We start from the raw sequence: 24,729 nt of genomic DNA on the forward strand, positions 1-24,729 counted from the left end.
CGGCCACGGCACCGGCGACGGCACCGGCGACGGCCACGGCCTCTGCGATGGCCTCTGCGATGGCCACGGCGATGGCCACGGCGATGGCCACGGCGACGGCCACGGCCACGGCCGTGGCTACCGGCGCGGCCAGCCGTAGGCCGAGTCCCCTACCCGCCCTTCGCCCGTTCCCCTGGGCTCCGCCCAGACCCGCGCCTCAAACGCCGGCGGGGCTGGACCGCCCTGAGGACGATCCAGCCCCTACCTGCCACGTTCAGCCCCCACGAGGCCCATACCTGCACGCCGACGCCGGCCACCTCCAGGCCTGTCGGCCAACTGCAGCGTTGCCGGGCAATCCAGGCCCGCCAAATCCAGCCCCGCCGGCGTTTGAGGCGTGGGGGTCCGGGGGTTGGTCCCCGGGTACGGTGCCGCATCTGCTCGCGGCGGGCACTCGGTCCAGCCCGACCGGGCGGCTCCAGCCCTGTCGGGCAACTCCGGGCCCGCCAAATCCAGCCCCGCCGGCGTTTGAGGCGCGGGGGTCCGGGGCTGGTCCCCGGGAGCGGCGCCGCACCCGCCCGCGGCGGGTAGCCACACCCAGCCCCGCCGGCGCTTGAGGCGGACGGGGGCTCCCGCCCCGACGGGACCGGCCCCGCTGCGCGGAGCGTTATCGCGAGGCCCGCTCCCGCCAAGGCAGCTCCGCCGTGACCACGGTCCCCGCCCCCTCGGGGGACTCCACCACCAGCACGCCATCCACCGCGTCGAGCCGCTCGCCCAGCCCCGCCAGCCCCGACCCGGCCGACGCATCCGCGCCGCCCCGCCCGTCGTCCGACACCCGGATCAGCAGCCGCCCGTCGGCGGAGCCACCCGTGCGCCACACCTCGACCTCCGCGCACCGCGCCCCCGGCCCGGCGTGCTTGCTCACGTTCTGCAGCAGCTCCGAGACCACGAAGTACGCGATCCCCTCGATCGCCTCCGCCGGCCGCGCCGGCAGGTCCACCGCCACCTTCACGGGCACCAGGCACCGGGAGGCCACCGAGGACAGCGCCGCGTCCAGCCCGCGATCGGTCAGCACCGCCGGGTGGATCCCGCGGGCCAGGTCCCGCAGCTCCTGGAGGGCGATCTTCACCTCTCCGTGCGCCTCGTCGACCATCGCCGCCGCCCCCTCGGGGTCCTCCAGCAGCTTTTCCTTCGCCAGGCCCAGCCCCATCGCCAGCGCCACCAGCCGGGCCTGCGCCCCGTCGTGCAGGTCCCGCTCGATGCGCCGCAGGTCCGCCGCAGCCGTGTCGACGACGACACCCCGGTCGGACTCCAGCTCGGCGATGCGCCGCTCCAGCTCGTCGGAGGGCGACAGCAGGCCCCTTACCATCGCCCGGTCCACGTTCGCGAGCCCGCGGACCACCCACGGCAGCACCGGCCACAGCACGAAGAGCCCGGTCAGCGCCACGGTGAAGGTGACCACCGCCCACGGCAGCCGGATCAGCTCGAACAGCACGGTCCGCCACGCCACCGGGTCCTTGAGGCTCGCCCACAGCCAGGGGAAGAACCCCCCGGAGCGGCGCGGCCCGGGCATCGGCGTCGGCTCGTCGACCCGTACGCCCAAGAGGTCGCGCGCCCGCGCCCGTTCCAGCCGTCCCATTTGGCGAGACACGAACAGACCGCATGCGAACAGCGGCAGACCGATCGCGGTCACCGACAGACCGCCCGCGGTCGTCACCATCACCACCGTGAAGACGAACCCGATGAGGGCGGCGGGCAAATTGCTCAACAGGTAAGCGATTTCCTTCCACGTCACGGCACCGAAGGGTGCGCGTACGGGAGGAGGAGTGCCGTCGTCGGGGGTGTGCTTGCTCGCGGTCATGCGCCCACCCTGCCAAGCGCGCGGGCCCGATGCCATGGGGTAGCCGGGCCGAGGTAAACGGGGGATAACCCCACCCCGCGGAGCCCAGGCCCTAGACTCCCGTCCGTACCAGATCAACCTGATCGTCGACAGTGGCCGAGGAACGAGGAACGGACGTGCCCGAACCAACGGTATCGACCGTATCCGTGCTCGCTGCGGACTACTTCCGAACGTATTCGGTCGTCGGCCTCCTGGCCGCGCTCGGTGTGCTCTTCGTGGCCGTGGCGTTCGGCGCCAACCGCCTGCTGAGCCCGTCCGTCCCGACCCGCGAGAAGCTGCTGACCTACGAGTGCGGCGTGGACCCGGTGGGCGAGGGCTGGGCGCACACCCAGGTCCGCTATTACGTCTACGCCTTCCTCTACGTCATCTTCGCCGTCGACTCGATCTTCCTCTTCCCCTGGGCGACGGTGTTCGCCGCCGCCGGTTACGGCGCCACGACGCTGGTGGAGATGTTCATCTTCCTCGGCTTCCTGGCCGTCGGCCTGCTCTACGCGTACAAGAAGGGCGTCCTCGAATGGCTGTGACCCCGGCCGGTACCCCGGCCGTGCCGTCGGAGCCGCAGCTGCTCCCGGAGCCGAAGCGGCTGGGCGTCCTGTCCCGCCTTGCGCCCGAGCCCATGAAGGTGGTCCTCAACTGGGGCCGCCGCTACAGCCTGTGGGTCTTCAACTTCGGCCTCGCCTGCTGCGCGATCGAGTTCATCGCGGCCTCGATGGCCCGCCACGACTTCATCCGGCTCGGCGTCATCCCCTTCGCGCCCGGCCCGCGCCAGGCGGACCTCATGATCGTCTCCGGCACGGTGACGGACAAGATGGCCCCGGCCGTCAAGCGGCTGTACGAGCAGATGCCCGAGCCCAAGTACGTCATCTCCTTCGGCGCCTGCTCCAACTGCGGCGGCCCGTACTGGGACTCGTACTCGGTGACCAAGGGCGTCGACCAGATCATCCCGGTCGACGTCTACGTCCCCGGCTGCCCGCCCCGCCCCGAGGCCCTCCTCCAGGGCATCCTCAAGCTCCAGGAGAAGATCGCCCGCGAATCGCTGGCCGAGCGCTACGCGAACACGCCGACGCCGTCCCCGGCACAACTCACCAGCGGCCTGATCACCCCTCCCCCCGCTCCTTCCTCCACCCCCGCTCCCGGGACGGACGCGTGAACCTCTTCGACTCCCTCCCGGACGCGGCGGGAACGGTCTTCGGCGAGGAAGCCGTCGGCTCCTTCGCGTACTCCGTCCTCACGGTCGACGTCCCCACCGCGAGCTGGATCCCCGCGCTGGAGATCGCCCGCGACAAGCTGGGCTGCACCTACTTCGACTGGCTGAGCGCGGTGGACGAGCCGGGCACGGGCTTCCGCATCTGCGCGCACGTGGTCTCCCTCGAGAACCACCGCGTACGCCGCCTCCTGCTGCGGACCACCGTCCCGCACTCGGCGCCCTCCCTGCCCTCGGCCGTCGCCGTCTACGCCGGCGCCGAATGGCACGAGCGCGAGACCTTCGAGATGTTCGGGGTCGTCTTCACGGACCACCCCAACCTGGTGCCGCTGCTCCTCCCCGAGAACTTCGAGGGCCACCCGCTGCGCAAGGACTTCGTCCTCGCGGCGCGGGTCGCCAAGGCCTGGCCGGGCGCGAAGGAGCCGGGCGAGGCGCACGACCCGGACGCCCCGAAGCGCCGCCAGATGCTCCCGCCGGGCGTACCGGACCCCAACGACTGGGGCCCGATGAAGGGCCAGCTCCCCCCGGCCCCCACCCGCCCCGCCCGCACCCCCCGCGCCGCGGCCGGCGCCCCGGGCGACCGCCCCGCCCGCACCCCGCGCGCCGCGGCCGGCGCCGCCGGCGACCGCCCGGCCCGCACCTCACCCGAAGCCCTGACGCCCCCGTCCGAGGAGACCCCGGCCCGCCCGGTCCGCCGCTCCCGCTCGGTCGCGGACGGCTCCGCGAGCCAGACCGGGGCCCCGGCCTCCGGAACAACCCCGCCTTCGGCGGGCGCCCCGGCAGCTCCGGCCGACGCGGCAGCCGTCCCGGCCGAAGCCGAAGCCACGCCGACGACACCTGAAACGACCCCGGCCCCGCCCGAGTCGGCCCCGGGTGGCCCGGCGCGCCGTACCCGCTCGGCCGCGGAAGGCTCCGCGAGCCAGGCGGAGTCCCCGTCCGACCCGGCGGGCACCCCGCAGCCGGCCCCGGGCACGGGCGCAGCCCCTGCTCGCACGCCGCGCCGTACGCGCTCGGTCGCGGACGGCTCCGCGAGCCAGGCCGCCGCAGCCCCGGCCGAGGCCGAGGGCACGCCCGCGGCGGAACCCCAGGCCCCCGCACGCACGCTCCGCGGCAGCGCAGACGCCCCCTGGCACAACCCGAAGCCCGCCTTCGACACCTCGGCGGCGGAACCGACCGAACCGGCTGCTCCGGCCACCTCGGCCGACCCGGTCGACCCATCGGCTTCGGCCGCTCCGGCGACCCCGGCCCCTGCGGCGGCTCCGGCCGCGGCCGAACCGGCCGAACCGCCCGCTCCGGCGGACCAGGCCGCTTCGACCCACGGCCCGGCGGGTTCCGCCGAGCCCGAGTCCGAGCAGGAGCCCGGGTCCAAGTCCGCCCCCAAGCCGGACCCCTCCGAGACGGACCCCTCCGAGACGGACCCCTCCGACACGGACCCCTCCGAGACGAACCCCACCCCCAACGACCCCACCGGAGGCGCCGCGTGAACGACGTCCTCGACGTCGCCCTGCGGCTGATCGTCGTCTTCGCCGTCTTCCTCGTGCTCCCGCTCGTCGTCGGGCAGACCGAGCACAAGGTGATGGCCCACATGCAGGGCCGCCTCGGCCCCATGTACGCAGGCGGCTTCCACGGCTGGGCCCAGCTCGTCGCCGACGGAGTCAAGTTCGCGCAGAAGGAAGACATCGTCCCGGCCAACGCCGACCGCCGTGTCTTCCAGATCGCCCCCGCCGTCGCGCTCCTCCCGTACCTCCTGGTCCTCCTCGCCATCCCGATCGGCCCCGGCGAGGGCGCCGTCGGCCAGGTCATCGACGCGGGGCTCTTCTTCGCGCTCGCCGTCATGGGCGTCGGAGTGCTCGGCTCGCTCATGGCCGGCTGGGCCTCCGCGAACAAGTTCTCCCTCCTCGGAGGCCTCCGCACCGCCGCCCAGCTGCTCGCCTACGAGCTCCCCATGCTGCTCGCGGCGGCCTCGGTCGCCATGGCCGCCGGTACGGTCTCGCTCCCCGGCATCGTCGGCGCCTTCGAGTGGTGGTGGCTGCCCTGGCAGATCGTCGGCGGGCTCGTCTTCTTCACCGCCGGCCTCGCCGAACTCCAGCGGCCCCCCTTCGACATGCCCGTCGCCGACTCCGAGATCATCTTCGGCGCGTACACCGAGTACACCGGCCTGCGCTTCGCACTGTTCCTGCTCGCCGAGTACGCCGGCATCGTCGTCCTGTGCGCCTTGACCACCGTCCTCTTCCTGGGCGGCTGGCACGGCCCCTTCGGCGGCGACGGCTTCGGCTGGGTCTGGACCCTGCTCAAGATCGCCGCGCTCTCCTTCGTGGTGATCTGGCTCCGCGTGAGCTACCCCCGGCTGCGCGAGGACCAGCTGCAGAAGCTCGCCTGGACCGTACTCATCCCCCTCGCGCTCGCCCAGATCGCGCTCACCGGCATCGTGAAGGTGGCGATCCAGTAAATGCCTCCCATCCCCGGCTCCGGCCTCGCCAAGGGCCTGGCCGTCACGCTGCGCACGATGACGAAGCGCTCGCACACCGCCCAGTACCCCGAGGTACAGCCCGAACTCCCGCCGCGCTCGCGCGGGGTCATCGGCCTGTTCGAGGAGAACTGCACGGTCTGCATGCTGTGCGCGCGCGAGTGCCCCGACTGGTGCATCTACATCGACTCCCACAAGGAGACGGTTCCGGCGGCCGCCCCCGGTGGCCGTGAGCGCAGCCGCAACGTCCTCGACCGCTTCGCCATCGACTTCTCCCTCTGCATGTACTGCGGCATCTGCATCGAGGTGTGCCCCTTCGACGCGCTGTTCTGGTCGCCGGAGTTCGAGTACGCCGAGACCGACATCCACGAACTGACCCACGAGCGCGACAAGCTGCGCGAGTGGATGTGGACCGTCCCGGCCCCGCCCGCCCTGGACCCGGCCGCCGAGGAGCCCAAGGAAATCGCGGCCGCCCGCAAGGCCGTGGAGAAGGCGGAGACCGCAGCTGCGGCAGCCGCCGCAGCAGCAGCCGCCGAGGCGAACCCCGACACCACGGCCCCGGACCCGGCCCCGGAAGGAGACGCGTGATCACCGCAGCCGCCCAAGGCAACGGCTTCCTCTCCCCGACCGGCGTCGAGATCGCCTTCGTCCTCGTCGGCCTCGCCACCCTCGGCGCGGCCGCCGTCACGGTCACCACCAAGCAGCTCGTGCACGCCGCCCTGTGGCTGGTCGTCGCCCTCGGCGGGATCGCCGTCGAGTATTTGCTGCTGACCGCCGAGTTCATCGCCTGGGTCCAGGTGCTGATCTACCTCGGTTCCGTGGTCGTCCTCCTCCTCTTCGGGTTGATGCTCACCAAGGCCCCCATCGGCCGCTCATTGGACGCCGACTCGGGCAACCGCCCGGTCGCGCTCGGCGTCGCCCTCGTCGCGGCCGCCGCGCTCGTCTGGGTGGTCGTCGACGCCTTCCGCACCACCTGGATCGACCTCGACGGCCCCGCCCAGGGCTCCACCAAGGTCTCCGGAGAGATCCTCTTCCGGCACTGGGTGCTGCCGTTCGAGGCGCTCTCCGTCCTCCTCCTCGCGGCCCTGATCGGCGCCATCGTGCTGTCCCGCAAGGACGCCCCCGACACCGCGCCCCCCACCGCGCCCGGCACCGACAAGAAGGGGCAGCGCTGATGCACCTCGCCTACCCCGCCGTGCTGGCGGCGCTCCTCTTCTGCACGGGCCTGTACGGAGTGCTCGCCCGCCGCAACGCCATCCTGGTCCTGATGTCCGTCGAGCTGATGCTCAACGCCGTCAACCTCAACCTGGTGGCCTTCGACGTCTGGCTGCGCGACAGCCTGCACGCCGGCCAGGCCCTCACCCTCTTCACCATCGCCATCGCCGCCGCCGAGATCGGCATCGGCCTCGCGATCGTGCTGATGGTCTACCGCAACCGGGGCACCGCGGACGTGGACCGACTGCGCGACACCGCCGAGGGCCATGAGCGGGACGGCATGACCCCAGACAGCGCGGACAGTGCGCACAGCGCGAACCCTGCGACCGGAGCCGCCGCGTGAGCACCCCGACCCTCGCCGTACTGGTCCCCCTCCTGCCCTTCCTGGGCGCACTGGCGGGACTGCTGCTCGGCCGCACCGCCCCCGGCTTCGTCAAGCCGCTCGCCGTCCTGCCGACGCTGGCGGCCGCCGTCATCGCGGTCCTGGTCGCCTTCCGCCAGGGCGGCGGCAAGGCGATCGACACGGCGACCGAGCTGACCCCGACCGGCTCGGTGCCCATCGAGCTCTCGCTCCACCTGGACGGCTTCGCCGTCATGGTGGCCGTCCTCGTCGGCCTCGTCGCCACCTGCGTGCAGATCTACTCGACGGCGTACCTGCGCGAGGACCCGCGCTACCCGTCCTACGCCGCTCTGGTCTCACTGTTCACCTCCGCCATGCTGCTCGTCGTCTACTCCGGCGACCTGATGGTGCTGCTGGTCGGCTGGGAGATCATGGGCATCTGCTCGTACTTCCTGGTCGGCCACTACTGGGAGACCGAGGCGGCCCGCTCCGCCTCCCTGAAGGCCTTCCTCGTCACCAAGCTCGGCGACGTCCCCTTCCTCATCGGTCTGTTCGCGCTCGCCACCGACGCCGGGTCCTTCCGGATCACCAAGATCCTGGGTACGGTCGCCGCGGGCGGGCTCGACCACCCGACGCTCATCGCGCTCCTCCTGCTGGCCGGAGTCGCGGGCAAGTCCGCGCAGTTCCCGCTGCACACCTGGCTTCCGGACGCCATGGCGGGCCCCACCCCGGTCTCCGCACTGATCCACGCGGCGACGATGGTCGCCGCCGGCGTCTACTTCGTCGCCCGCCTCCTCCCCGTCTTCGCGGCTTCCCGGGCCGCACTGGTGGTCCTGGCCGTCATGGCGGCCGTCACGATGGTCGGCTCCGCCCTCGCCGCCCTGGCCCAGGACGACATCAAGCGGGTGCTCGCCTACTCCACGATCGGCCAGCTCGGCTACATGACCGGGGCCCTGGCCGTCGGCGACCGCGCGGCCGCCGTCTTCCACCTCCTGTCCCACGGCGCCTTCAAGGCGCTCCTGTTCCTCGGCGCCGGCGTGATCATCCACGCCGCGGGGACGAACTCCCTCGCCGCCATGTCCCGCATGGACGGCCTGGCCAAGCGCATCCCCGACGCCTTCTGGACGATGACGATCGCGCTGCTCGCGCTCGCCGCCTTCCCGCCCTTCGCCGGCTTCTTCTCCAAGGAAGCCGTCCTCGTCGCCGCCGAGCACACCGCCGGCGGCCACTCGGAGCTCGCCCCGAGCGCGGCCGGCTGGGTGGTCCTCGTCGCCGGCGTGCTGACCGCCCTGCTCACCGCCGCCTACGCCACCCGGCTGTGGCTGATGGCCTTCCGCGGCCGGGGCGCAGCCGCCCCCGACCACGGCAAGGAGCCCGTTGCCATGACCGGCGTGCTGTGGCTGCTGGCGATCCCGTCCGTCGGCTTCGGGCTGCTGGCCGGCCCCCTCTCCGACTTCTTCGACGGCCGCGAGCTCACCCCGTCGCTGACGACCTCGGTCCTCGGTACGGGCGCCGCCGCCGTCGGCGCGGTGCTCACCTACGCCCTGTGGCAGCGCGCCCAGGCCCAGGCCGCCCTTGCCCCGGCAGCCCCGTCCGGAGCCGCCGCCGGATCGCACGCCACCGCCGGCGCCACCGCCGCAGTGTCCGCGGCCGTCGTCGCCGCCGAGTCCGCTGCCGAGAGCCCCGAAGTCGCCGAGGTCACCCACGACCACCCGGTCGTTTCCACGGCCCCCGCCGCCGACCCCGGCCGCGCGCTCCTCGGCCCGCTGCACCGGCACGCCGCCGTCGGCTTCCACCTCGACGCCGTCTACGACCGCCTGTTCGTCCGCCCCGTCCGAGCCACCGCAGCCCTCGTACGCTTCCTCGACCGCGAGGTCGTGGACTCGTACGTCCGTGGCGCGGGCCTCGGCCCCCGGCTGCTCGGCGGCCTCGTACGCCGCGCCCAGACCGGCAACGTGCAGAGCTACCTGAGTGCCCTGCTCGCCGGCGCCGTGGTCCTGGCGATCGCCACCGCCGTCCTCGCCAACGTCAACGCCGGATCGTGAGCCGTGAGTCAGCCGTGATTGATATCAGCCCGTCCGTGATGCAGTTCCTTCTGGCGTTCGTCGTGGCCGGCCCGCTCGTCGGCGCCGTCGCCGCCCTCCTGCCGGCCCCGCCCGGGCTGAAGGGCAAGAGCCCCGAACAGGCCGTACTGCGCCACGGCGTGACCGTGACCGGTGCCATCCTCGCCGCGGCGATCGTCCTCGCCGTCGGCTTCGACCACGACGCCCCGTCCCGCTTCCAGGCGACGACGGACATCAGTTGGATCCAGGCCCTGAACGTCCGGATCCACCTCGGCATCGACGGCATCTCGCTCCCCCTCCTCCTGATGACCGCGCTGCTGTTCTTCCTCTGCGCGCTCTACAGCTACTTCAAGCTCCCCGCGGGCCCCTCCGCGAAGGCCTTCGTCGCCCTGCTCCTGGTCCTGGAGTCCGGCACCCTCGCCACCTTCGCCGTCCTCGACCTGCTGCTGTTCTTCCTCGCCTTCGAGATGGTCCTCATCCCGATGTACTTCCTCATCGCCCGCTGGGGCGGTGCTCAGCGGCAGGCAGCCGCCTGGAAGTTCATCCTCTACACCCTCCTCGGCTCCGTGGTGATGCTGCTCGGCCTGCTGCTGATCGGGCTGAACAGCGGCACCTTCGACATGGTGGCACTCGCCTCCGACAACGGCCGCGAACTGTCCCACACCACCCAGGTCCTGGCCGTTCTCGCCATCGGGATCGGCCTCGCCGTGAAGACCCCGATGTGGCCGCTGCACAGCTGGCTGCCGGACGCCCACACGGCCGCACCCACCGTCGGTTCCGTCCTCCTCGCGGGCGTCCTGCTGAAGATGGGCACCTACGGGTTCGTCCGGATCCTGCTGCCCGCCACCCCCGACGGCATGGCCACCTTCGCCCCGTACCTGGGCGCCTTCGCCGCGGTCGGCATCGTCTACGGGTCCCTGGCCTGCCTCGCCCTCGCCCGCAAGGGCAACAAGGGCGACCTCAAGCGCCTCATCGCGTACTCCTCCGTCGGCCACATGGGCTTCGTCCTCCTCGGCATCGCGTCCATGACCCCCACCGGCGTGAACGGCGCGCTGTTCGCCAACGTCGCGCACGGTCTGATCACCGGCCTTCTCTTCTTTCTTGTCGGCGCGCTCAAAGACCGTTACAACACGGCCGATCTCGACACCCTCGCCGGGGCCACCGGAGCGGCCCTCTACGGCCGCGCCCCCCGCTTCGGGGCCCTCCTCGCCTTCGCCGCCATCGCCTCGCTCGGCCTCCCCGGCCTGGCCGGCTTCTGGGGCGAGATGCTGGCCCTCTTCGGCGCGTTCGACCCCGCCGAGGGCCTGTCGCGGCCGGCGTTCCTCACGTACATGTCCGTCGGCGCGTTCGGCACCCTGCTCACCGCCGCCTATCTTCTGATCGTCGTACGGCGGGTGTGCATGGGCGACCCGAAGGCCGCGCGCGAAGGGGCCGCCGCCCCCGTGGTCCTCGCGGACATCCAGCGCTACGAGTACGCCGCCTGGAGCCCGCTCGTCGCCCTCACCCTCCTCGCCGGCCTGTGGCCCGCGGTCCTCCTCGGCCTCACCGACCCGGCCGTCCAGAAGCTCCTCGCGGGAGGGAACTCATGACGGTCCTTCAGCCCATCGTCCAGCCCATCGTTCAGCCGCTCGTCCAGCCGCTCGTTCAGCCGCTCGTCCAGCCGCTCGTCATCGCCGCGGCCGGCGCCGACGCCACCAGCCTGGTCCAGTCCGTCGACTGGCTCGCCATCGCGCCGGTCGTCATCACCGCCGCCGTCGGCCTCCTCGTGCTGGTCCTCGACCTCTTCGTGCCGGAGCGCCGCAAGCCGCTGCTCGGCTGGATCTCCGTGGCCGGGCTGGCCGCCGCGACCGCCACCCTGCTGCCGCTGCGCGCCGGCGACCGCACCACCTTCTGCCTCACCGGACCCGGTACGGCGGACCCCGCGGCGTGCAGCTACGCCGCCGACCACTTCGCGCTCGTCGTGCAGTTCCTCGTCCTGGGCGGCGCCCTGGTCACCGCCCTGCTGTCGGTCACCGCCGTCCGCGAGGCGCGCATGCCGGCCGGCGAGTACTGGTTCCTGCTGCTCTCCTCCGCCGCCGGCGCGGCCCTGCTGCCCGCCTCCCGCGACCTCGCCACCCTGATCGTCGCCCTCGAAGTCGCCTCGCTGCCCGCCTTCGCCCTCGTCGGCATGCGCCGCGGCGACCGGCTCTCCTCCGAGGCCGCCCTCAAGTTCTTCCTGTCCTCCGTCACCGCCACCGCCGTGTCCCTGATGGGCGTCAGCTTCGTCTACGCCGCCACCGGCTCCCTGCACCTCACCCAGGTCGCCGACCGGCTCGGACACGTCCCCGGACAGCTCGACACCCTCGCCATGGCCGGCGTCGCGCTCACCCTGGTCGGCTTCGCCTTCAAAACGGCCGCCGTCCCCTTCCACTTCTGGGTCCCGGACACCTACGTCGGCGCTCCGCTGCCCGTCGCCGGATACCTGTCGGTCATCGGCAAGGCCGTCGGCTTCACCGGCCTCATCCTCGTCACCGTGATCGCCTTCCCCGCGTACTCCGACGTCTGGGGCCCGGCCCTCGCCGTCCTCGCCGCGCTCACCATGACCCTCGGCAACGCCGCGGCCCTGCGCCAGTCCGCCGACCGGCCGGGCGGCGCCGTACGGCTGCTCGCCTGGTCCTCCGTGGGCCAGGCCGGCTACCTGCTGGTCCCGATCGCGGCCGCCGCCTACGCAGGCCGCGACCAGATCGGCTCCACCGTCGCCTACGCCCTCATGTACGCCGCCGTGAACCTCGGCGCCTTCGCCGTGGCCGCGCTGGTGGCCCGCACGAAGCCGCTGCACCGGCTCTCCGACTACCGGGGCCTGTACGCCGAGAGCCCGCTCGCCGCCCTCGCGATGGCCTTCTTCCTGCTCTGCCTGGCCGGTCTGCCGCCGGGCATCATCGGGCTCTTCGCCAAGGTCACCGTCTTCCGCTCGGCGGTCGACGCGGGACTGGGCTGGCTCGCCGTGGTCATGGCCGTCAACGTCGTCGTCGCGCTGTACTACTACCTGCGCTGGACCGCCCTGCTCTTCCGCACCCCCGACGGGGACGCGGCGCAGGAGGGGGTACGGGAAGGCGCACAGGAGGGCGCGCAGCCCCGTACGGGCACCCCCTGGCCGGTCACGGCGGCCATCGTGCTCACCGCCGCCACCGCTCTGGTCCTCTCGGGTGCCCCGCAGCTCGTCCTGCGCTTCGCCACCGGCAGCCTCTTCCCGCTGTAGAGCCGCTCCGGAGGTCCGCCGGGAGCCCCGTCAGCGCCGCGACCGGCCCGCGCCCATAACCCGTACGGCCTAACCTCCACGGCGCCCGCCGCGGCCCCGCCCCAGCCGCGCCCCCCGGTCCACCGGGGCGGCGGGGACGGGCGTGCCCGGGGAACCTGCCGCCCTCACCTCGCGTTGACCAGGAAGGAAGGGTCCACTGGACCGTAGGCCCTCCGATCCCCAGATCCTGGACGGGTCCCCCTGCCGCACCACTTGGAGGGCGCACCGTGCACCGCCGGCACAACGGGCTGAAGACCGCCGTACTCCTCGGTGGTCTGTCGGCCCTCATCATCCTCATCGGAAGCTTCTTCGGCCGGGGCGGCCTGATCGTCGCCGTCCTCGTGGCCCTCGGCACCAACGCGTACGCGTACTGGAACAGCGACAAGCTGGCCCTGCGCGCGATGCGGGCCCGCCCCGTCAGCGAGTTCGAGGCGCCCGAGCTCTACCGCATGGTGCGCGAGCTCTCCACGTCCGCGCGCCAGCCCATGCCCCGGCTCTACATCTCCCCGACCGAGGCCCCCAACGCGTTCGCCACCGGCCGCAACCCGCGCAACGCCGCGGTCTGCTGCACCGAAGGCATCCTGCGCATCCTCGACGAGCGCGAGCTGCGCGGGGTCATCGGCCACGAGCTCAGCCACGTCTACAACCGCGACATCCTCATCTCCTCCGTCGCGGGCGCCCTGGCCTCCGTGATCATGTTCCTGGTCAACTTCGCCTGGCTGATCCCCATCGGCCGCTCCAACGACGACGAGGGACCGGGCCTCTTCGGCATGCTGCTGATCATGATCCTGGGCCCGCTGGCGGCCTCCGTGATCCAGCTCGCCATCAGCCGCTCGCGCGAGTACGAGGCGGACGCCTCCGGGGCCCAGCTCACCGGGGACCCGCTCGCCCTCGCCAGCGCCCTGCGCAAGCTGGACGCCGGCACCAAGCAGCTCCCGCTGCCGGCCGAGCCGCGACTGGAGACCGCGAGCCACATGATGATCGCCAATCCCTTCCGTCCCGGCGAAGGATTGTCCAAAATGTTTTCCACGCACCCTCCGATGGCCGAGCGCATCGCCCGGCTCGAACAGATGGCAGGCCGCAGTCAGTGAAGACCATCCTGAACCTCATTTGGCTCGTCCTCAGCGGAGTCTGGCTCTTCCTGGGCTACTGCCTGGCGGGTGTGATCCTCTGCATCACCATCATCGGAATCCCCTTCGGCATAGCCTCGTTCCGCATCGCCGTGTACGCCCTGTGGCCCTTCGGGTACACGACCGTCGAGCGGCGTGACGCGGGCGCCGCGTCCTGCGTCGGGAACGTGCTGTGGCTGGTCCTCGCCGGCTGGTGGCTGGCCCTCGGCCACATCGTCACCGGCATCGCGCTGTGCATCACGATCATCGGCATCCCGTTCGGCATCGCCAACTTCAAGATGGTCCCGCTCTCCCTGCTCCCGCTGGGCCGCGAGATCGTCCCCACGGACGCTCCGTTCGCCTCGCGCTGAGCCGCGCTGAGCCCGGATCCGGTAAATCCACTCGTATTAAAGTTCCGGGTTGCGGACGAGTGACGCGGACGAGCGGCACGCACGATGGGCAGGGAAGAACCGATGTCGACTGAGCCCTCTGAGCCCTCTGAGCCTTCCGAGTTCTCCGAGCACTCCGAGCCCTCCACGACCCTCTCGGTGGTCGTGCCGATGTACGACGAGGAGGACGCGCTGCCGGCCCTGGTCGGCAGACTGCGCCCGGCACTCGACGCCATGGCCGTCCGATACGAGGTCGTCGCCGTCGACGACGGCAGCAAGGACCGCACGGCGGAACTGCTCACCGAGTTCCAGACCAAATGGCCCGAACTGCGGATCGTGCGGCTGCGCGGGAACTCCGGCCACCAGGCCGCCCTCACCGCGGGCCTGCACAGCGCCTCGGGCGCCTACGTGGCCAGCATCGACGCGGACCTCCAGGACCCGCCGGAGAAGATCCCGGAGATGCTCGACCTGGCCCGCGCGGACGGTCTCGACATCGTCTACGGGGTCCGGTCCGACCGGAGCACGGACACCGGGTTCAAGCGGCACACGGCCGGCGCGTACTACTGGCTCATGCGCCGCCTGGTCGGCAAGCAGGTGCCCGCGCAGGCGGGCGACTTCCGGCTGCTGAGCCGCGCGGCGGTCGACGCGGTCAAGGCCATGCCCGACCAGCATCAGGTGTACCGCCTGCTCGTGCCGTGGCTCGGTTTCCCCAGCGGCCAGGTCACCTACCAGCGCGAGGAGCGGGTGGCGGGGGAGACCAAGTACCCGCTGAGCAAGATGCTCCGGCTCGGCGTCGACAGCGTCATCAACTTCTCCGCCGCCCCGCTGCGCCTGGCAACCTGGCTGGGCGTGGCCAGCTTCTTCGGCTGCCTGCTGATGGTGGGCGCCACCCTGGCGATCTACCTGAAGGGCCAGACCGTCCCCGGCTGGACCTCGCTGTTCATCGTGATGCTGTTCCTCGGCGGCGTGCAGCTGATCTGCGTCGGCCTGCTCGGCGAGTACATCGGCCGCATCTACACGGCAGTGCAGCGCCGACCCACCTTCTTCGTGGGGTACGACTCGCATGCCCCGGCGCGGAACACGGAGCGCCAAGCGGACTGAGGTCGCGCCCTCTTAGCTCCCTCGTCGCCCCTTGTCGAGGCTTAAATCGCAGGTCAGGGCGATTGTCAGTGGGGAGTGTCACTCTGTGTGCATGGATGACACCGAGCAGTTGCTGAAGCAAGTCGCCGGCCGCGCCCACAGCTCCCACCCGGAGCGGTACGCGGCCACCGGCACCCCCACCCTGCCCCTTCCGGCGCCCCTTCCGGCGTCCCTGCCCACCGCGGAACTGCACCGGGCCGAGGCCGCCTTGGGCTTCGCCCTGCCGCCCCTCCTGGCGGCCCTCCACACCCGCGTGGCGGACGGCGGCTTCGGCCCCGAGCACGGCCTGCTGCCCCTGGAGCGCGCCGTCGCCGAATACACCGCGATGCGCGTTTCGGCCTGGCGCCGGCCCGAGGGCGTACTGCCCATAGCCGACTTCGGCTGCGCCCTGCGCGCCTGCGTGGACTGCCGCTCGGAAGCCGCCCAAGTCCTGCTGTTCGAACCGAACTCGGGCGAGCCCGACCTCGCCTGGTTCCTCGAATCGCCCATGCTCGCCGACTGGCTGCGCGGCTGGCTCGACGGCAGCGCCTGGTTCAGCGAGGAATCGGGCGCGGGGGGGGGGGGGGGGGGGGGGCCCGGGGACATAACCCCCGGGGGGGGTAACGGCCCCCGGGTGGTGCCCCCCGCCCCACCCCAAGGCCGGCCCCGCCCCCGCCGCCTTCGCCCCCCCCCCCCCCCCGCCGGGCCGCGGCCGGCCGCGCGCCCCCCCCCCCCCCCCGGCCCCTGGAGCTGACCCCCTGGGCGGGCTTCAGAGCCCGGGTGTGAGCCGCCGGCGCACACCGTAGGCCAGCGCGCCCAGTGCCAGCACCGTGGCCCCCGCGACCGTCGACGCGGCGGGCAGTGCGCAGGCCAGCACCACGCAGCCGGACAGTCCCGCCGCTGCCACGGCCCGGTCCTTGACACCTGAATCGAGAGTCCACGCGGAGGCGTTCGCGATCGCGTAATAGGCGAGCACGCCGAAGGAGGAGAAACCGATCGCGCCCCGCAGATCGGTGGTGGCCGCGAGCACCGCCACCACCGCGCCCACCGCCAGCTCGGCGTGGTGCGGCACCTGATGCCGGGGATGTACGGCCGCCAGCGCGCGCGGCAGATGGCCGTCCCGCGCCATCGCCAGGGTGGTCCGCGACACCCCGAGTACGAGCGCCAGCAGCGAGCCCAGCGCCGCCAGCGCGGCGCCCACCCGGACGACGGGAGTCAGTCCGGGCCACCCGGCCGCGCGCACGGCGTCGGCCAGCGGGGCCGCCGACCGCCCCAGACCGTCGGAGCCGAGCACCGACAGCGCCGCCACCGAGACCGCGGCGTAGACGAGCAGGGCGATCCCCAGGGCGAGGGGCACCGCCCGCGGGATCGTGCGCTCCGGGTCGCGCACCTCCTCGCCCAGGGTGGTGATCCGGGCATACCCCGCGAAGGCGAAGAACAGCAGCCCGGCACCCTGGAGCAGTCCGGCCGCTGCCCAGTCCGAGCCGCCGAGACGGCCGGCGTCGGCCGCGCCGGAGGACAGGCACGCCACGACGACCCCGGCCAGGACGGCCAGTACCACCGCCACGATCACCCGGGCGATCCGGGCGGACTTCTGCACGCCTCCGTAGCTCGCGGCGGTCAGTGCCACCACCGCCGCCACGGCCACCGCGTGCTGCTGCCCGGGCCACGCGTAGGCCCCGACCGTGAGGGCCATCGCCGCGCAGGAGGCCGTTTTGCCGACGACGAAGCCCCAGCCGGCCAGGTATCCCCAGAAGGGCCCGAGCCGTTCGCGCCCGTACACGTAAGTGCCCCCCGAGGAGGGGTAGCGGGCGGCCAGCCGCGCCGAGGAGTGTGCGTTGCAGTACGCCACCAGGGCCGCGAGCGCGAGAGCTGCGAGGAGCGCCCCGCCGGCCGCGCGCGCCGCCGGGGCCAGCGCGGCGAAGATCCCGGCGCCGACCATCGCGCCGAGCCCGACGACGACCGCGTCGAAGACGCCCAGGGTGCGCTTCATCTCGTTGTGCTCGGGGTTCGTGGCGTTCACGGGCGGAGGGTATCCGGGCTAGGTGACGCCTTCCCGGCCGGGGACCGGCGTGCGGCTCCGCTCCCAGCCGTCCAGCGCGGTCAGGCAGGCGTGGTCGAGGTGGCGCAGCCCGCTCAGGTCGAGGCGGACGACACCGCCGCGGGGCAGCGCGTCCAGCTCGTCGAGCAGTTTGGGCAGCCGCAGGAAGCTGGCGTTGCCCAGGATCCGCACTCGCAGTTCGTCGCCCTCCCACACCGGCTCGATGTGCACGTGGGAGGTCTCCCAGGCCGCCTTGGCGACGGCGAGCCCCAGCCCGGCGAGCACCCCCTCGAAGAGGTTCGTGGCCACGATCGCCGCGGCCGTCGCCACCAGGACGACCGCCTCGCCCCGGTGCGACCGCCACAGGGCGGCCACCGCCCGCACCGGAAGCAGCTTCCAGCCGGCGTGCAGCAGCACCCCGGCCAGCGCGGCGAGCGGGACGGACTCCAGCAGCCCGGGGACGGCCACGGCGAACAGCAGCAGCCAGCCGCCGTGCAGGATCCGGGAGGCCCGAGTGCGGGCGCCGGCCTCGACGTTGGCGGCGCTGCGGACGATGACGGCGGTCATGGGCAGGGCCCCGAGCAGCCCGCAGAGGGTGTTCCCGACACCTTGGGCGACCAGTTCGCGGTCGTAGTCGGTCCGGTCTCCGTCGTGCATGCGGTCCACGGCCGCCGCACTGAACAGCGTCTCGGCGGAGGCGATCAGAGCGAGCGCCACCACGGTCCCGACGGCCCCCGCGGAGGCGAGCACCCCGAAGTCGGCCCAGCCGGGCGGGGTCACGGCCGACAGGACGCCGGTGACCCGGACCCGCTCCACGGGCAGCCGTAGCAGCACGGCCGCGGCGGTCGCGGCCGCGACCCCGACGAGCGCCCCCGGCACGAGCCGCAGTCGGTCGGGCATCCGCCGCCAGGCCACCAGGACCGCGACGGTCCCGGCCCCGAGGGCCACGGCGGTCCAGTCGGCGCGCCCGCCGAGCTCCAGGGCTCCGGCCAGCTTCTCCAGGGTGCGCGCCGGGGCCTCCACACCGGCCAGGGCGTACAGCTGACCGGCGATCAGCACGAGCCCGATGCCGGCCAGCATCCCGTGCACGACGGCCACGGAGATCGCCCGGAACCACCGCCCGAGCCGCAGCACGCCCATGCCCAGCTGCACCAGGCCGGCTGCCAGGACGAGCACGCCGAGCGCGGGCAGCCCGTACGTCCGCACGGCCTCGTAGACGAGCACGGTGAGCCCGGCGGCCGGGCCGCTCACCTGGAGGGAACTGCCCCGGAACCAGCCGGTGACCAGCCCGCCCACCACCCCGGTGAGGATGCCGAGTTCGGCCGGCACCCCGGAGGCGACGGCCACTCCGACGCAGAGCGGTAGCGCGACCAGGGCGACCACCACGGACGCCCCGAAGTCTTCACGTAACGTGCCGGCCCCAGGCATGCGGGAACCCTCCCTGTCGAGGCGCTGACGGACACCCCTCACCCTGGTGGGCGCACTCCAGCCCGCCCAAGTGCACACGGAGGGCGGCACGGGCGCGTACGCCGCTCACGCCGGGCACACACCCGCCGAGCGCCGGTCCCGCAACACCGTCACCACCGCCCGCCGCAACGACCGCGGCCCGGCGGTCCTCGAAGGACCGCCGGGCCGACGTGCGGGCTGAACCGAGGCCGAAGCCGGTGATCAGCGGTAGTTCACGTACTGGATCGCGAAGTCCAGGTCCTTGCCCTTGAGGAGGGCCTGGACTTCCTGGAGGTCGTCGCGGCTCTTGGAGCTGACGCGCAGCTCCTCGCCCTGGACCTGGGCCTTGACGCCCTTGGGGCCCTCGTCACGGATGATCTTCGCGACCTTCTTGGCGTTCTCCTGGGAGATGCCTTCCTCGATCGTGGCGAAGATCTTGTACTCCTTGCCGGACAGCTGCGGCTCACCGGCGTCGAGCGCCTTGAGGGAGATCCCGCGCTTGACCAGCTTGGTCTCGAAGACGTCCAGGACGGCCTTGACGCGCTCCTCGGAGTTCGCCTCCATCAGGATCTTCTCGCCGGACCAGGCGATCGTGGCGCCGGTGCCCTTGAAGTCGTAGCGCTGCGAGAGCTCCTTGGCGGACTGGTTGAGGGCGTTGTCGACCTCCTGCCGCTCGACCTTCGAGACGATGTCGAAACTGGAGTCGGCCATGTGCTGTGGCTCCTTGAAGTCGGTAGTGACGGCCCCGAAGGGCGCGGCCGGACATCCCCGGACCGCTCGGCAAAGCCTAGCCACCGCGCCCACGTGCGGTGCTGATCAATCCGGTGGCGAAGCACCCCCGGTCATCGGGTATCGTTTACGTCGTTGCCACGGAGCGCCGCCGCAAAGCGGAAAGATGGCAGCGATCATGGCGGTGTGCCCGAGTGGCCAAAGGGAGCAGACTGTAAATCTGCCGGCTCAGCCTACCCAGGTTCGAACCCTGGCGCCGCCACGCGAGTGAAACCCTCGCTCATTGCAGCAATGCAATGGGCGGGGGTTTTCTCGTACACCCGGAACCGGAACGCCCCACGGAAAACCACTGGGCGGCGAAGCGGACCGGGGCGCATGCTGTCCGCATGATCCGCATCAGCATCAGCGGCCGAAAGGGCCATGGCGCGTAAGGCGCCCTCGCAGGTCCGGTCGGACCTGCCACGCCGGCCGTCCCGAGAGGGCGACCGAGCCGTCGTTCCGGGCGTCTCCTCCCGCACCCTTGTGGACATCGCCCGCGTCGAACGCCACCGGTACGAGCCCGGCGCTGCCTACCGGGCCCTGTCCGCCTGGCGCGCGACGGTGTACGGCAGAGGACCGTCGTGGATCCTCTACCCGAGCTGGGACGACGACTACCCCTGCTGCCAACCCGTCTGGGGCAGCGATCACCGGGAGGCCTTGGAGGTCTTCTGCCTCTCCCTGCCGCGTCGCGCCGCGCGGGAGCTGCGGGCCGTACTCGCGCCGCTCGACGCGCGGTTCCTCGCCCGGACGCTCCCCGATCCGTACGCCCCGCCGGGGGATCCGTGGTGGCGGCGTCGGCTGGAGAGGCCATGAGGGGCCTGACGGGGCGGGCACGGGCGCGGGGTGAGCCCATCGGGCGGATCGTGCGTACCGATGTGGGGCTCCGGTCGTTCATCCGGCGTGAAATGGACTTCTGACACGCGCGGAAAGGTCGGCGGCGGGGTGCTCCTCGCCCTGCTCGGAGCGGGGATCCCGGCTCTGGTCGGAGCGGCGCTGAACGGCCATGTGGGGGATCCCTACCAGGAGACCCGGCTCTACTTCGGCACCGAGCGGCCGGACGGCCGTCCACCGGTCGGGGAGGGGGAGTTCATGGGGTTCCTCGAGCGGGAGATCACCCCCGCCTTCCCCGAGGGGCTGACCCTCCAGGACGGACGCGGCCAGTGGCAGCGGGACGGGAAGATCATCCGCGAGATCTCGTACGAGGTGGTGCTGCTGTATCCGGAGAAGGAGGCCGACGAGCGCGGTGCGCGCATCGAGCGGATCCGGGATGCGTACGAGCAGCGGTTCCAGCAGGATTCGGTCGGCCGCTCCGACGACCGCCTGACCGCCGATTTCTGACGGCCGATATCCGCCGCCCGGTCCTGAAGGCCGGCTTCTGACCGCCGGCTTCTTACCGTAGGCCTGCGCAGACCTCTGCCCCGTGCAGACCTCTGACCTGTGCAGACCCGTGAACGGCCGGGCCCGTCCCCGGCCGGGGTGCCGTGCGTGTCCCCGGCCGGGGGCGGCGGTTAGTTGCCCGCCACGTCCTTGACCGCCACCGGGACCGGGGTCGAGCCCGCGATCAGTTCCAGGGTGAGGCCCGCGGTCGCGGGCGTCTCGATCAGCTCGGCGAGGACCGCCGCCACGTCGTCGCGGGTGACCGGCCCGCGGCCCGTCTGCGCCTCCAGGCGGACCAGGCCCGTCCCCGCGTCGTCGAGCAGCGAGCCCGGGCGCAGGATCGTCCACTCCAGGCCCAGACGGGTGCGGACGTGCTCGTCGGCCTCGCCCTTGGCGCGGAGGTAGGCGTCGAAGACCTCGTCGCCCTCGCGGCGGGTGTCCGCGCCCATCGAGGAGACCATCAGGAAGCGGCGTACGCGGGCCCGTTCGGCGGCGTCCGCGAACAGCACCGCCGCGCCCCGGTCCACCGTGTCCTTGCGCCCGACCCCGCTGCCGGGACCCGCGCCCGCCGCGAACACCGCGGCGTCCGCGCCCTGCAGGATGCCCGCCACGTGCTCGACCGACGCCGATTCCAAGTCGCACAGCACCGGTTCGGCGCCCATCTCCCTGAGGTCGTCGCCCTGTGCCGGATCGCGGATGATGCCCGCGACCTCGTACCCGCGCGCGGCGAGCAGGCGCTCCAGCCGCAGCGCGATCTGACCGTGTCCACCCGCGATGACGATGCGCATGCCACGACCGTACGACGAGCCGGGCGAGCGCGCCCGGGAACATGCGGTGAACGCTCAGGGACCGGGCTCCATACGGCCCTGCCGGGGCAGGTCCAGGGCCACCGCGACGGCGGAGTCGCAGTACTCCCGTACGGCACTCGTCCGGGCTACCACCCGCCCGCGGTGGATCACGATCCGGCTGTACGCGAGGGAGAGCACGCTCGCGATCCGGTCCCCGCGCACGGCGAGCAGCTCCGCCGGGAACCCGGCCTCCACCCGCACCTCCGGCAGGCCCATCGCCTCGCGGGCGGCGCCGGCGACCGAGTGGTAGGCCTCGGTGGCGCGGAGCCCGCCCTGGGAGGCCAGGAGGTACGCGGCTTCGAGCGGGTCTCCGCGCCCGACCGGGTTGCCCGCGTCGCGCAGGGCCCCGCTGCCCGCCGCGACGCGCACCCCGGCGGCGCGCAGCAGCCGTACGGGGGCGGTGCGCAGGCCCCGCCGTTCCAGGGCCGCGCAGTCGCCCTGGGGGAGGCAGGTCACCCGTACGCCGGCTGCCGCCAGCTGGTCGGCGGCCCGGGTCGCCACGTCCAGCGGGAGCCGGGACAGGCCACCGCAGGGCCCGATGGAGACCCCGGGCCGCAGTCCGCCGGCCATCGCCGCGAGCCGGGACAGGCGGGCGGGGTCGTCGCCGTCGGTGTGCAGGTCGACGGGGCAGCCGTGCTCGGAGGCGAGTTCCAGTACGGCTTCGAGGAAGCCGGTGGGGTCCGGGTCGAGGTCGGGGCAGCCGCCGATGACGGAGGCGCCCATCTTCACGGCGTCCCGCAGCATGGCGAGCCCGTCGGCCCCGGCCACCCCGGTCAGCAGGCGGGGAACGGCGACGGCGGTGAGATCGGCGAGCCCGCGCAGGGAGCGGCGGGCTTGGAGCACGGCCTCCAAGGGGCCTAGGCCGTGTACGTCGCCGATGCGCACGTGGGACCGGACGGCCGTGGCGCCGTGCCCGAGCTGGAGCAGGGCCGCCTCGGTGGCGCGGCGCTGCACCTCGTCGGGGGAGTAGGAGACGGGCCCTTCGCTGTCCGCGGTCAGGGCGGTGTCCCCGTGGGAGTGGGGCTCGGCGGGCGCGGGGAGGAGCAGGTAGCCGGTGAGGTCGACGCGGGCGCCCGCGGCGGCGGGCAGGCTGCCGGCCGTGCCGACGGCCTGGATCCGGCCGCCGCCGAGCCGGACGTCGACGGTGCGGCCGTCGGTGAGGCGGGCGCCGGTGAGGAGCAGGGTGGTGGACTCGGGGGCCGCCGGGCCGGGGCTTCCTTGAGTGCCCTCGGGGCCGTGCCCCTGTCCAGGTCCCTGCCCCTGGCTGCTGCCGGGGCGGTTGCGAGGGGAGTGGGACGGCTGCTGCGGCGGGCTGTCGGACATCGCGCTCCTGCGGTGGCTCGGGCGGTTCCTGGGGCCGTGGCCGCGGCCCGCGGCCCAAGATCACGCAGCGTGCTCAGAGCCTAGGGGGCAGGGGTGCCCGCTTCGCGGAAGAGGGCAATAGTCGTACCGGTGCGTCTGTGCGGACCGCCCCCGAGGCCGCCCCTGGCGGGCTGCACCCGGGTCCCGAACCCGGATCCTGAACCCGGATCCCGAACCCGGGTCCCGAACCCGGGTCCGCTCCGGGCCCCCCGGACCCCGGACCCCGGTCCCGACCCCGGTCCCGACCCCGACCCCGGCCCCCGGCCCCCGGCCCCGGCCCCCGGCCCCGGTCCCGGACCCCGGCCCCGGACCCCGGTCCTCGGCCCCGACCGGCCCTGCCCCGGGTCTCGATCCCGGCCCCGAGTCCTGCCTCTGGCGTGGACTTGGCGGTCGGCGGAGGTGCCTGTCCGGAGCGGACACCGCCCGGCCCTGCTGTGGCCTCGGCGATGCGGCTGTCGCCCGTCCCGGCCTGCGCCCCCGTTCCGGTTCCGCAGCTGCCGGGGCCTGCCTGTGGCACCCGCCCATGCTGCTGGCCGGCCCCTGGCCCGGGCCCCGCAGGCTCGCGCAGGGCCTTGCCTCCGCGGACCTGCGCCTGGCCCGGGCTCCGCCGGCCTCGGGCCCGTTCCCGCCCCTCTGGCGTGGACTCCGGGGGTCGGGTCCGGTGCAGGTCCTGAGTGCCCCCGTGTCCGTAGCTGCCCGCCTGGTTGTGGGGTCGCCTCAATGCGGTTGCGGGCCCGCGTCCACAGGGCTCGGGTGATGTCCCGGCCTGCGGCGTGGACTCCGCGGTCGGCTCAGGAGCCGCCGGGGGCCGCCTGTGGCACCCGCCCATGCTGCTGCTGGCCGGTCCCTGGTCCGGGTTCCGCAGGCTCGCGCCTGGCCCCTCGCCTCCGAGGACCTGTGCCTGGCCCCGGCTCCGCCGGACTCGAGCCCGTCCCGCCTGGCCCCGGCTCCGCCGGACTGGAGCCCGTTCCGCCTGGCCCCGGCTCCGCCGGACTGGAGCCCGTTCCGCCTGGCCCCGGCTCCGCCGGACTCGGGCCCGTCCGCGCCTTCGGCGTGGACTTCGCGGTTTGCTCCGATGCTGGTCCGGAGCCGTCCCCGCGTCCGTAGCCGCCTGGGCCCGGCTGCGGGCTCGCCCCCATGCAGCTGAGGATCCGGGGCCGGCGCCGGTACGGCCCCGCCTCCGGCGTGGGCCCTGCGGTCGGCTGCGGTGCCTGTCCGGAGGGGACCCCGCCCGGCCTTGTTGTGGCCTCGGCCGTGCGGCTGCCGCCCTGCGCCTGGCCCCGTCGCCCTGGGCTTGCCGGTCCGGAGCGGATCCGCCCTGCTGGGCCTGGCTGTGCCTCGCCTCATGGGCGCTGCGGACCTGCGCCCGGCTGCCCCGGCTGTGCGGGCCTTGTGCCTGGCCCCGGCACGCACTCCACGAGCTGCTCCGATGCCGGTCGGGTCCGGCTGTGGCCTCGCGCCATGCGTGCCCCGGACCCCGCGCGCCTGCCCCCGCTTCTGGGACTGGCCCGGGGCAGAGCCCGTCCTCGGGTCTGGTGTCCGTGCCTGCGTGCCCGTACCCGTACCCGTAGTCAGTCCTTCGGGCCTTGCGCCTTCGAGCCGGTCCTCGCCCTCCCGTGGTCGGCCTCGCGCCCGACCCCGTGTCGTCCGCCGGTCCCGGATTTGTTTCGGGGCGGTTTGGGGCGGGGTTTCGTGGTGACTCAGGGTGGGGGCGGGTGATCGGGGATGTGATGCCTGACACCTTTCGGGGTGAAAGGTGCTCCGAGGGGGGCCCGGGACGGGTTTCGCGGGGATCAAGAAAGGCGGCGGTGGTGCTCCGAGGCCAGGC

The 24,729-nt window shown here is 73.3% G+C and carries 23 protein-coding genes and 1 tRNA gene; 18 read left to right on the forward strand and 6 right to left on the reverse strand.

The features are described from left to right. Positions 1-643: 643 nt before the first annotated feature. Positions 644-1,837 carry a sensor histidine kinase gene (locus ACFVX6_RS10855; protein ID WP_389690032.1) on the reverse strand — a complete coding sequence of 398 codons (1,194 nt, stop codon included), beginning with the start codon at positions 1,835-1,837 and terminating at the stop codon, positions 644-646. Between the two features lie 155 nt (positions 1,838-1,992). Between ACFVX6_RS10855 and ACFVX6_RS10860 the strand changes: the two genes are divergently transcribed. The 14 genes from ACFVX6_RS10860 to ACFVX6_RS10925 all read left to right on the forward strand — a co-directional run bounded on the left by ACFVX6_RS10860 (position 1,993) and on the right by ACFVX6_RS10925 (position 15,813). After that, on the forward strand, positions 1,993-2,400 hold the full coding sequence (locus ACFVX6_RS10860; protein ID WP_250740903.1) for an NADH-quinone oxidoreductase subunit A: 408 nt from the start codon (positions 1,993-1,995) through the stop codon (positions 2,398-2,400). Next, complete coding sequence (locus ACFVX6_RS10865; RefSeq protein ID WP_389690034.1) at positions 2,391-3,026, forward strand: NADH-quinone oxidoreductase subunit B; 636 nt, start codon at positions 2,391-2,393, stop codon at positions 3,024-3,026. The genes ACFVX6_RS10860 and ACFVX6_RS10865 overlap by 10 nt, the downstream gene beginning before the upstream one ends. Then, positions 3,023-4,564 (forward strand): NADH-quinone oxidoreductase subunit C, encoded by a 1,542-nt coding sequence (locus tag ACFVX6_RS10870; protein WP_389690036.1) that lies wholly within the window; start codon positions 3,023-3,025, stop codon positions 4,562-4,564. The genes ACFVX6_RS10865 and ACFVX6_RS10870 overlap by 4 nt, the downstream gene beginning before the upstream one ends. Further along, a complete protein-coding gene (locus tag ACFVX6_RS10875) occupies positions 4,561-5,529 on the forward strand; it encodes an NADH-quinone oxidoreductase subunit H (protein ID WP_389690038.1) in 969 nt (322 codons plus the stop codon). Before ACFVX6_RS10870 ends, ACFVX6_RS10875 begins: the two co-directional genes overlap by 4 nt. After that, on the forward strand, positions 5,530-6,135 hold the full coding sequence (locus ACFVX6_RS10880; RefSeq protein WP_389690040.1) for a NuoI/complex I 23 kDa subunit family protein: 606 nt from the start codon (positions 5,530-5,532) through the stop codon (positions 6,133-6,135). Further along, positions 6,132-6,722 carry an NADH-quinone oxidoreductase subunit J gene (locus ACFVX6_RS10885; RefSeq protein WP_389690042.1) on the forward strand — a complete coding sequence of 197 codons (591 nt, stop codon included), beginning with the start codon at positions 6,132-6,134 and terminating at the stop codon, positions 6,720-6,722. Before ACFVX6_RS10880 ends, ACFVX6_RS10885 begins: the two co-directional genes overlap by 4 nt. Beyond that, positions 6,722-7,105, forward strand: coding sequence for an NADH-quinone oxidoreductase subunit NuoK (nuoK, locus tag ACFVX6_RS10890; protein WP_389690044.1), 384 nt, complete (start codon positions 6,722-6,724; stop codon positions 7,103-7,105). Before ACFVX6_RS10885 ends, nuoK begins: the two co-directional genes overlap by 1 nt. After that, positions 7,102-9,147 carry an NADH-quinone oxidoreductase subunit L gene (locus ACFVX6_RS10895; protein WP_389690046.1) on the forward strand — a complete coding sequence of 682 codons (2,046 nt, stop codon included), beginning with the start codon at positions 7,102-7,104 and terminating at the stop codon, positions 9,145-9,147. Before nuoK ends, ACFVX6_RS10895 begins: the two co-directional genes overlap by 4 nt. A gap of 38 nt (positions 9,148-9,185) precedes the next feature. Then, complete coding sequence (locus tag ACFVX6_RS10900; RefSeq protein ID WP_266960135.1) at positions 9,186-10,754, forward strand: NuoM family protein; 1,569 nt, start codon at positions 9,186-9,188, stop codon at positions 10,752-10,754. Continuing rightward, positions 10,751-12,403: an NADH-quinone oxidoreductase subunit N gene (locus ACFVX6_RS10905; RefSeq protein ID WP_389690048.1), complete on the forward strand. Its 1,653-nt coding sequence runs from the start codon at positions 10,751-10,753 to the stop codon at positions 12,401-12,403. The genes ACFVX6_RS10900 and ACFVX6_RS10905 overlap by 4 nt, the downstream gene beginning before the upstream one ends. Before the next feature lie 266 nt (positions 12,404-12,669). Next, positions 12,670-13,533 (forward strand): zinc metalloprotease HtpX, encoded by an 864-nt coding sequence (gene htpX, locus ACFVX6_RS10910; protein WP_250740894.1) that lies wholly within the window; start codon positions 12,670-12,672, stop codon positions 13,531-13,533. Further along, positions 13,530-13,922 (forward strand): YccF domain-containing protein, encoded by a 393-nt coding sequence (locus tag ACFVX6_RS10915; RefSeq protein WP_274549068.1) that lies wholly within the window; start codon positions 13,530-13,532, stop codon positions 13,920-13,922. The genes htpX and ACFVX6_RS10915 overlap by 4 nt, the downstream gene beginning before the upstream one ends. A 102-nt stretch (positions 13,923-14,024) precedes the next feature. Continuing rightward, on the forward strand, positions 14,025-15,041 hold the full coding sequence (locus ACFVX6_RS10920; protein ID WP_389690051.1) for a glycosyltransferase family 2 protein: 1,017 nt from the start codon (positions 14,025-14,027) through the stop codon (positions 15,039-15,041). A 91-nt stretch (positions 15,042-15,132) separates the two neighbouring features. Continuing rightward, positions 15,133-15,813, forward strand: coding sequence for an SMI1/KNR4 family protein (locus tag ACFVX6_RS10925; RefSeq protein WP_389690053.1), 681 nt, complete (start codon positions 15,133-15,135; stop codon positions 15,811-15,813). Positions 15,814-15,828: 15 nt separating this feature from the next. On the opposite strand, the gene ACFVX6_RS10930 is transcribed toward ACFVX6_RS10925, so the two are convergent. Next, positions 15,829-17,052, reverse strand: a complete 1,224-nt coding sequence (locus tag ACFVX6_RS10930; RefSeq protein WP_389690130.1) for an APC family permease — start codon at positions 17,050-17,052, stop codon at positions 15,829-15,831. Positions 17,053-17,100: 48 nt separating this feature from the next. After that, complete coding sequence (locus tag ACFVX6_RS10935) at positions 17,101-18,528, reverse strand: SulP family inorganic anion transporter (protein WP_389690055.1); 1,428 nt, start codon at positions 18,526-18,528, stop codon at positions 17,101-17,103. A 46-nt stretch (positions 18,529-18,574) separates the two neighbouring features. Between ACFVX6_RS10935 and ACFVX6_RS10940 the strand changes: the two genes are divergently transcribed. After that, complete coding sequence (locus tag ACFVX6_RS10940; protein ID WP_389690057.1) at positions 18,575-18,748, forward strand: hypothetical protein; 174 nt, start codon at positions 18,575-18,577, stop codon at positions 18,746-18,748. A 20-nt stretch (positions 18,749-18,768) separates the two neighbouring features. Here ACFVX6_RS10940 and ACFVX6_RS10945 read toward each other — a convergent pair whose 3' ends face one another. Beyond that, a complete protein-coding gene (locus ACFVX6_RS10945; protein WP_266905515.1) occupies positions 18,769-19,257 on the reverse strand; it encodes a YajQ family cyclic di-GMP-binding protein in 489 nt (162 codons plus the stop codon). Between the two features lie 198 nt (positions 19,258-19,455). Here ACFVX6_RS10945 and ACFVX6_RS10950 point away from each other — a divergent pair. The 3 genes from ACFVX6_RS10950 (at position 19,456) to ACFVX6_RS10960 (ending at position 20,652) form a co-directional block, all read left to right on the forward strand. Continuing rightward, positions 19,456-19,537: transfer RNA gene (locus ACFVX6_RS10950), tRNA-Tyr, on the forward strand. 158 nt (positions 19,538-19,695) lie between these two features. Further along, complete coding sequence (locus ACFVX6_RS10955) at positions 19,696-20,127, forward strand: hypothetical protein (protein WP_389690059.1); 432 nt, start codon at positions 19,696-19,698, stop codon at positions 20,125-20,127. Positions 20,128-20,214: 87 nt separating this feature from the next. After that, entirely contained in the window at positions 20,215-20,652 is a 438-nt protein-coding gene (locus ACFVX6_RS10960; protein ID WP_389690061.1) for a DUF3574 domain-containing protein, read from the forward strand. A gap of 170 nt (positions 20,653-20,822) precedes the next feature. Here the strand turns inward: ACFVX6_RS10960 and ACFVX6_RS10965 are convergent, their stop codons facing one another. Then, complete coding sequence (locus ACFVX6_RS10965; RefSeq protein WP_389690063.1) at positions 20,823-21,479, reverse strand: SDR family oxidoreductase; 657 nt, start codon at positions 21,477-21,479, stop codon at positions 20,823-20,825. 54 nt (positions 21,480-21,533) lie between these two features. Continuing rightward, positions 21,534-22,862, reverse strand: a complete 1,329-nt coding sequence (locus tag ACFVX6_RS10970; RefSeq protein WP_389690065.1) for an amidohydrolase family protein — start codon at positions 22,860-22,862, stop codon at positions 21,534-21,536. Positions 22,863-24,729: the final 1,867 nt, after the last annotated feature.

Origin of the sequence: Streptomyces sp. NPDC058289 (assembly GCF_042880975.1) — a bacterium.
GTDB classification, from domain to species: Bacteria; Actinomycetota; Actinomycetes; order Streptomycetales; family Streptomycetaceae; genus Streptomyces; species Streptomyces stoeckheimensis.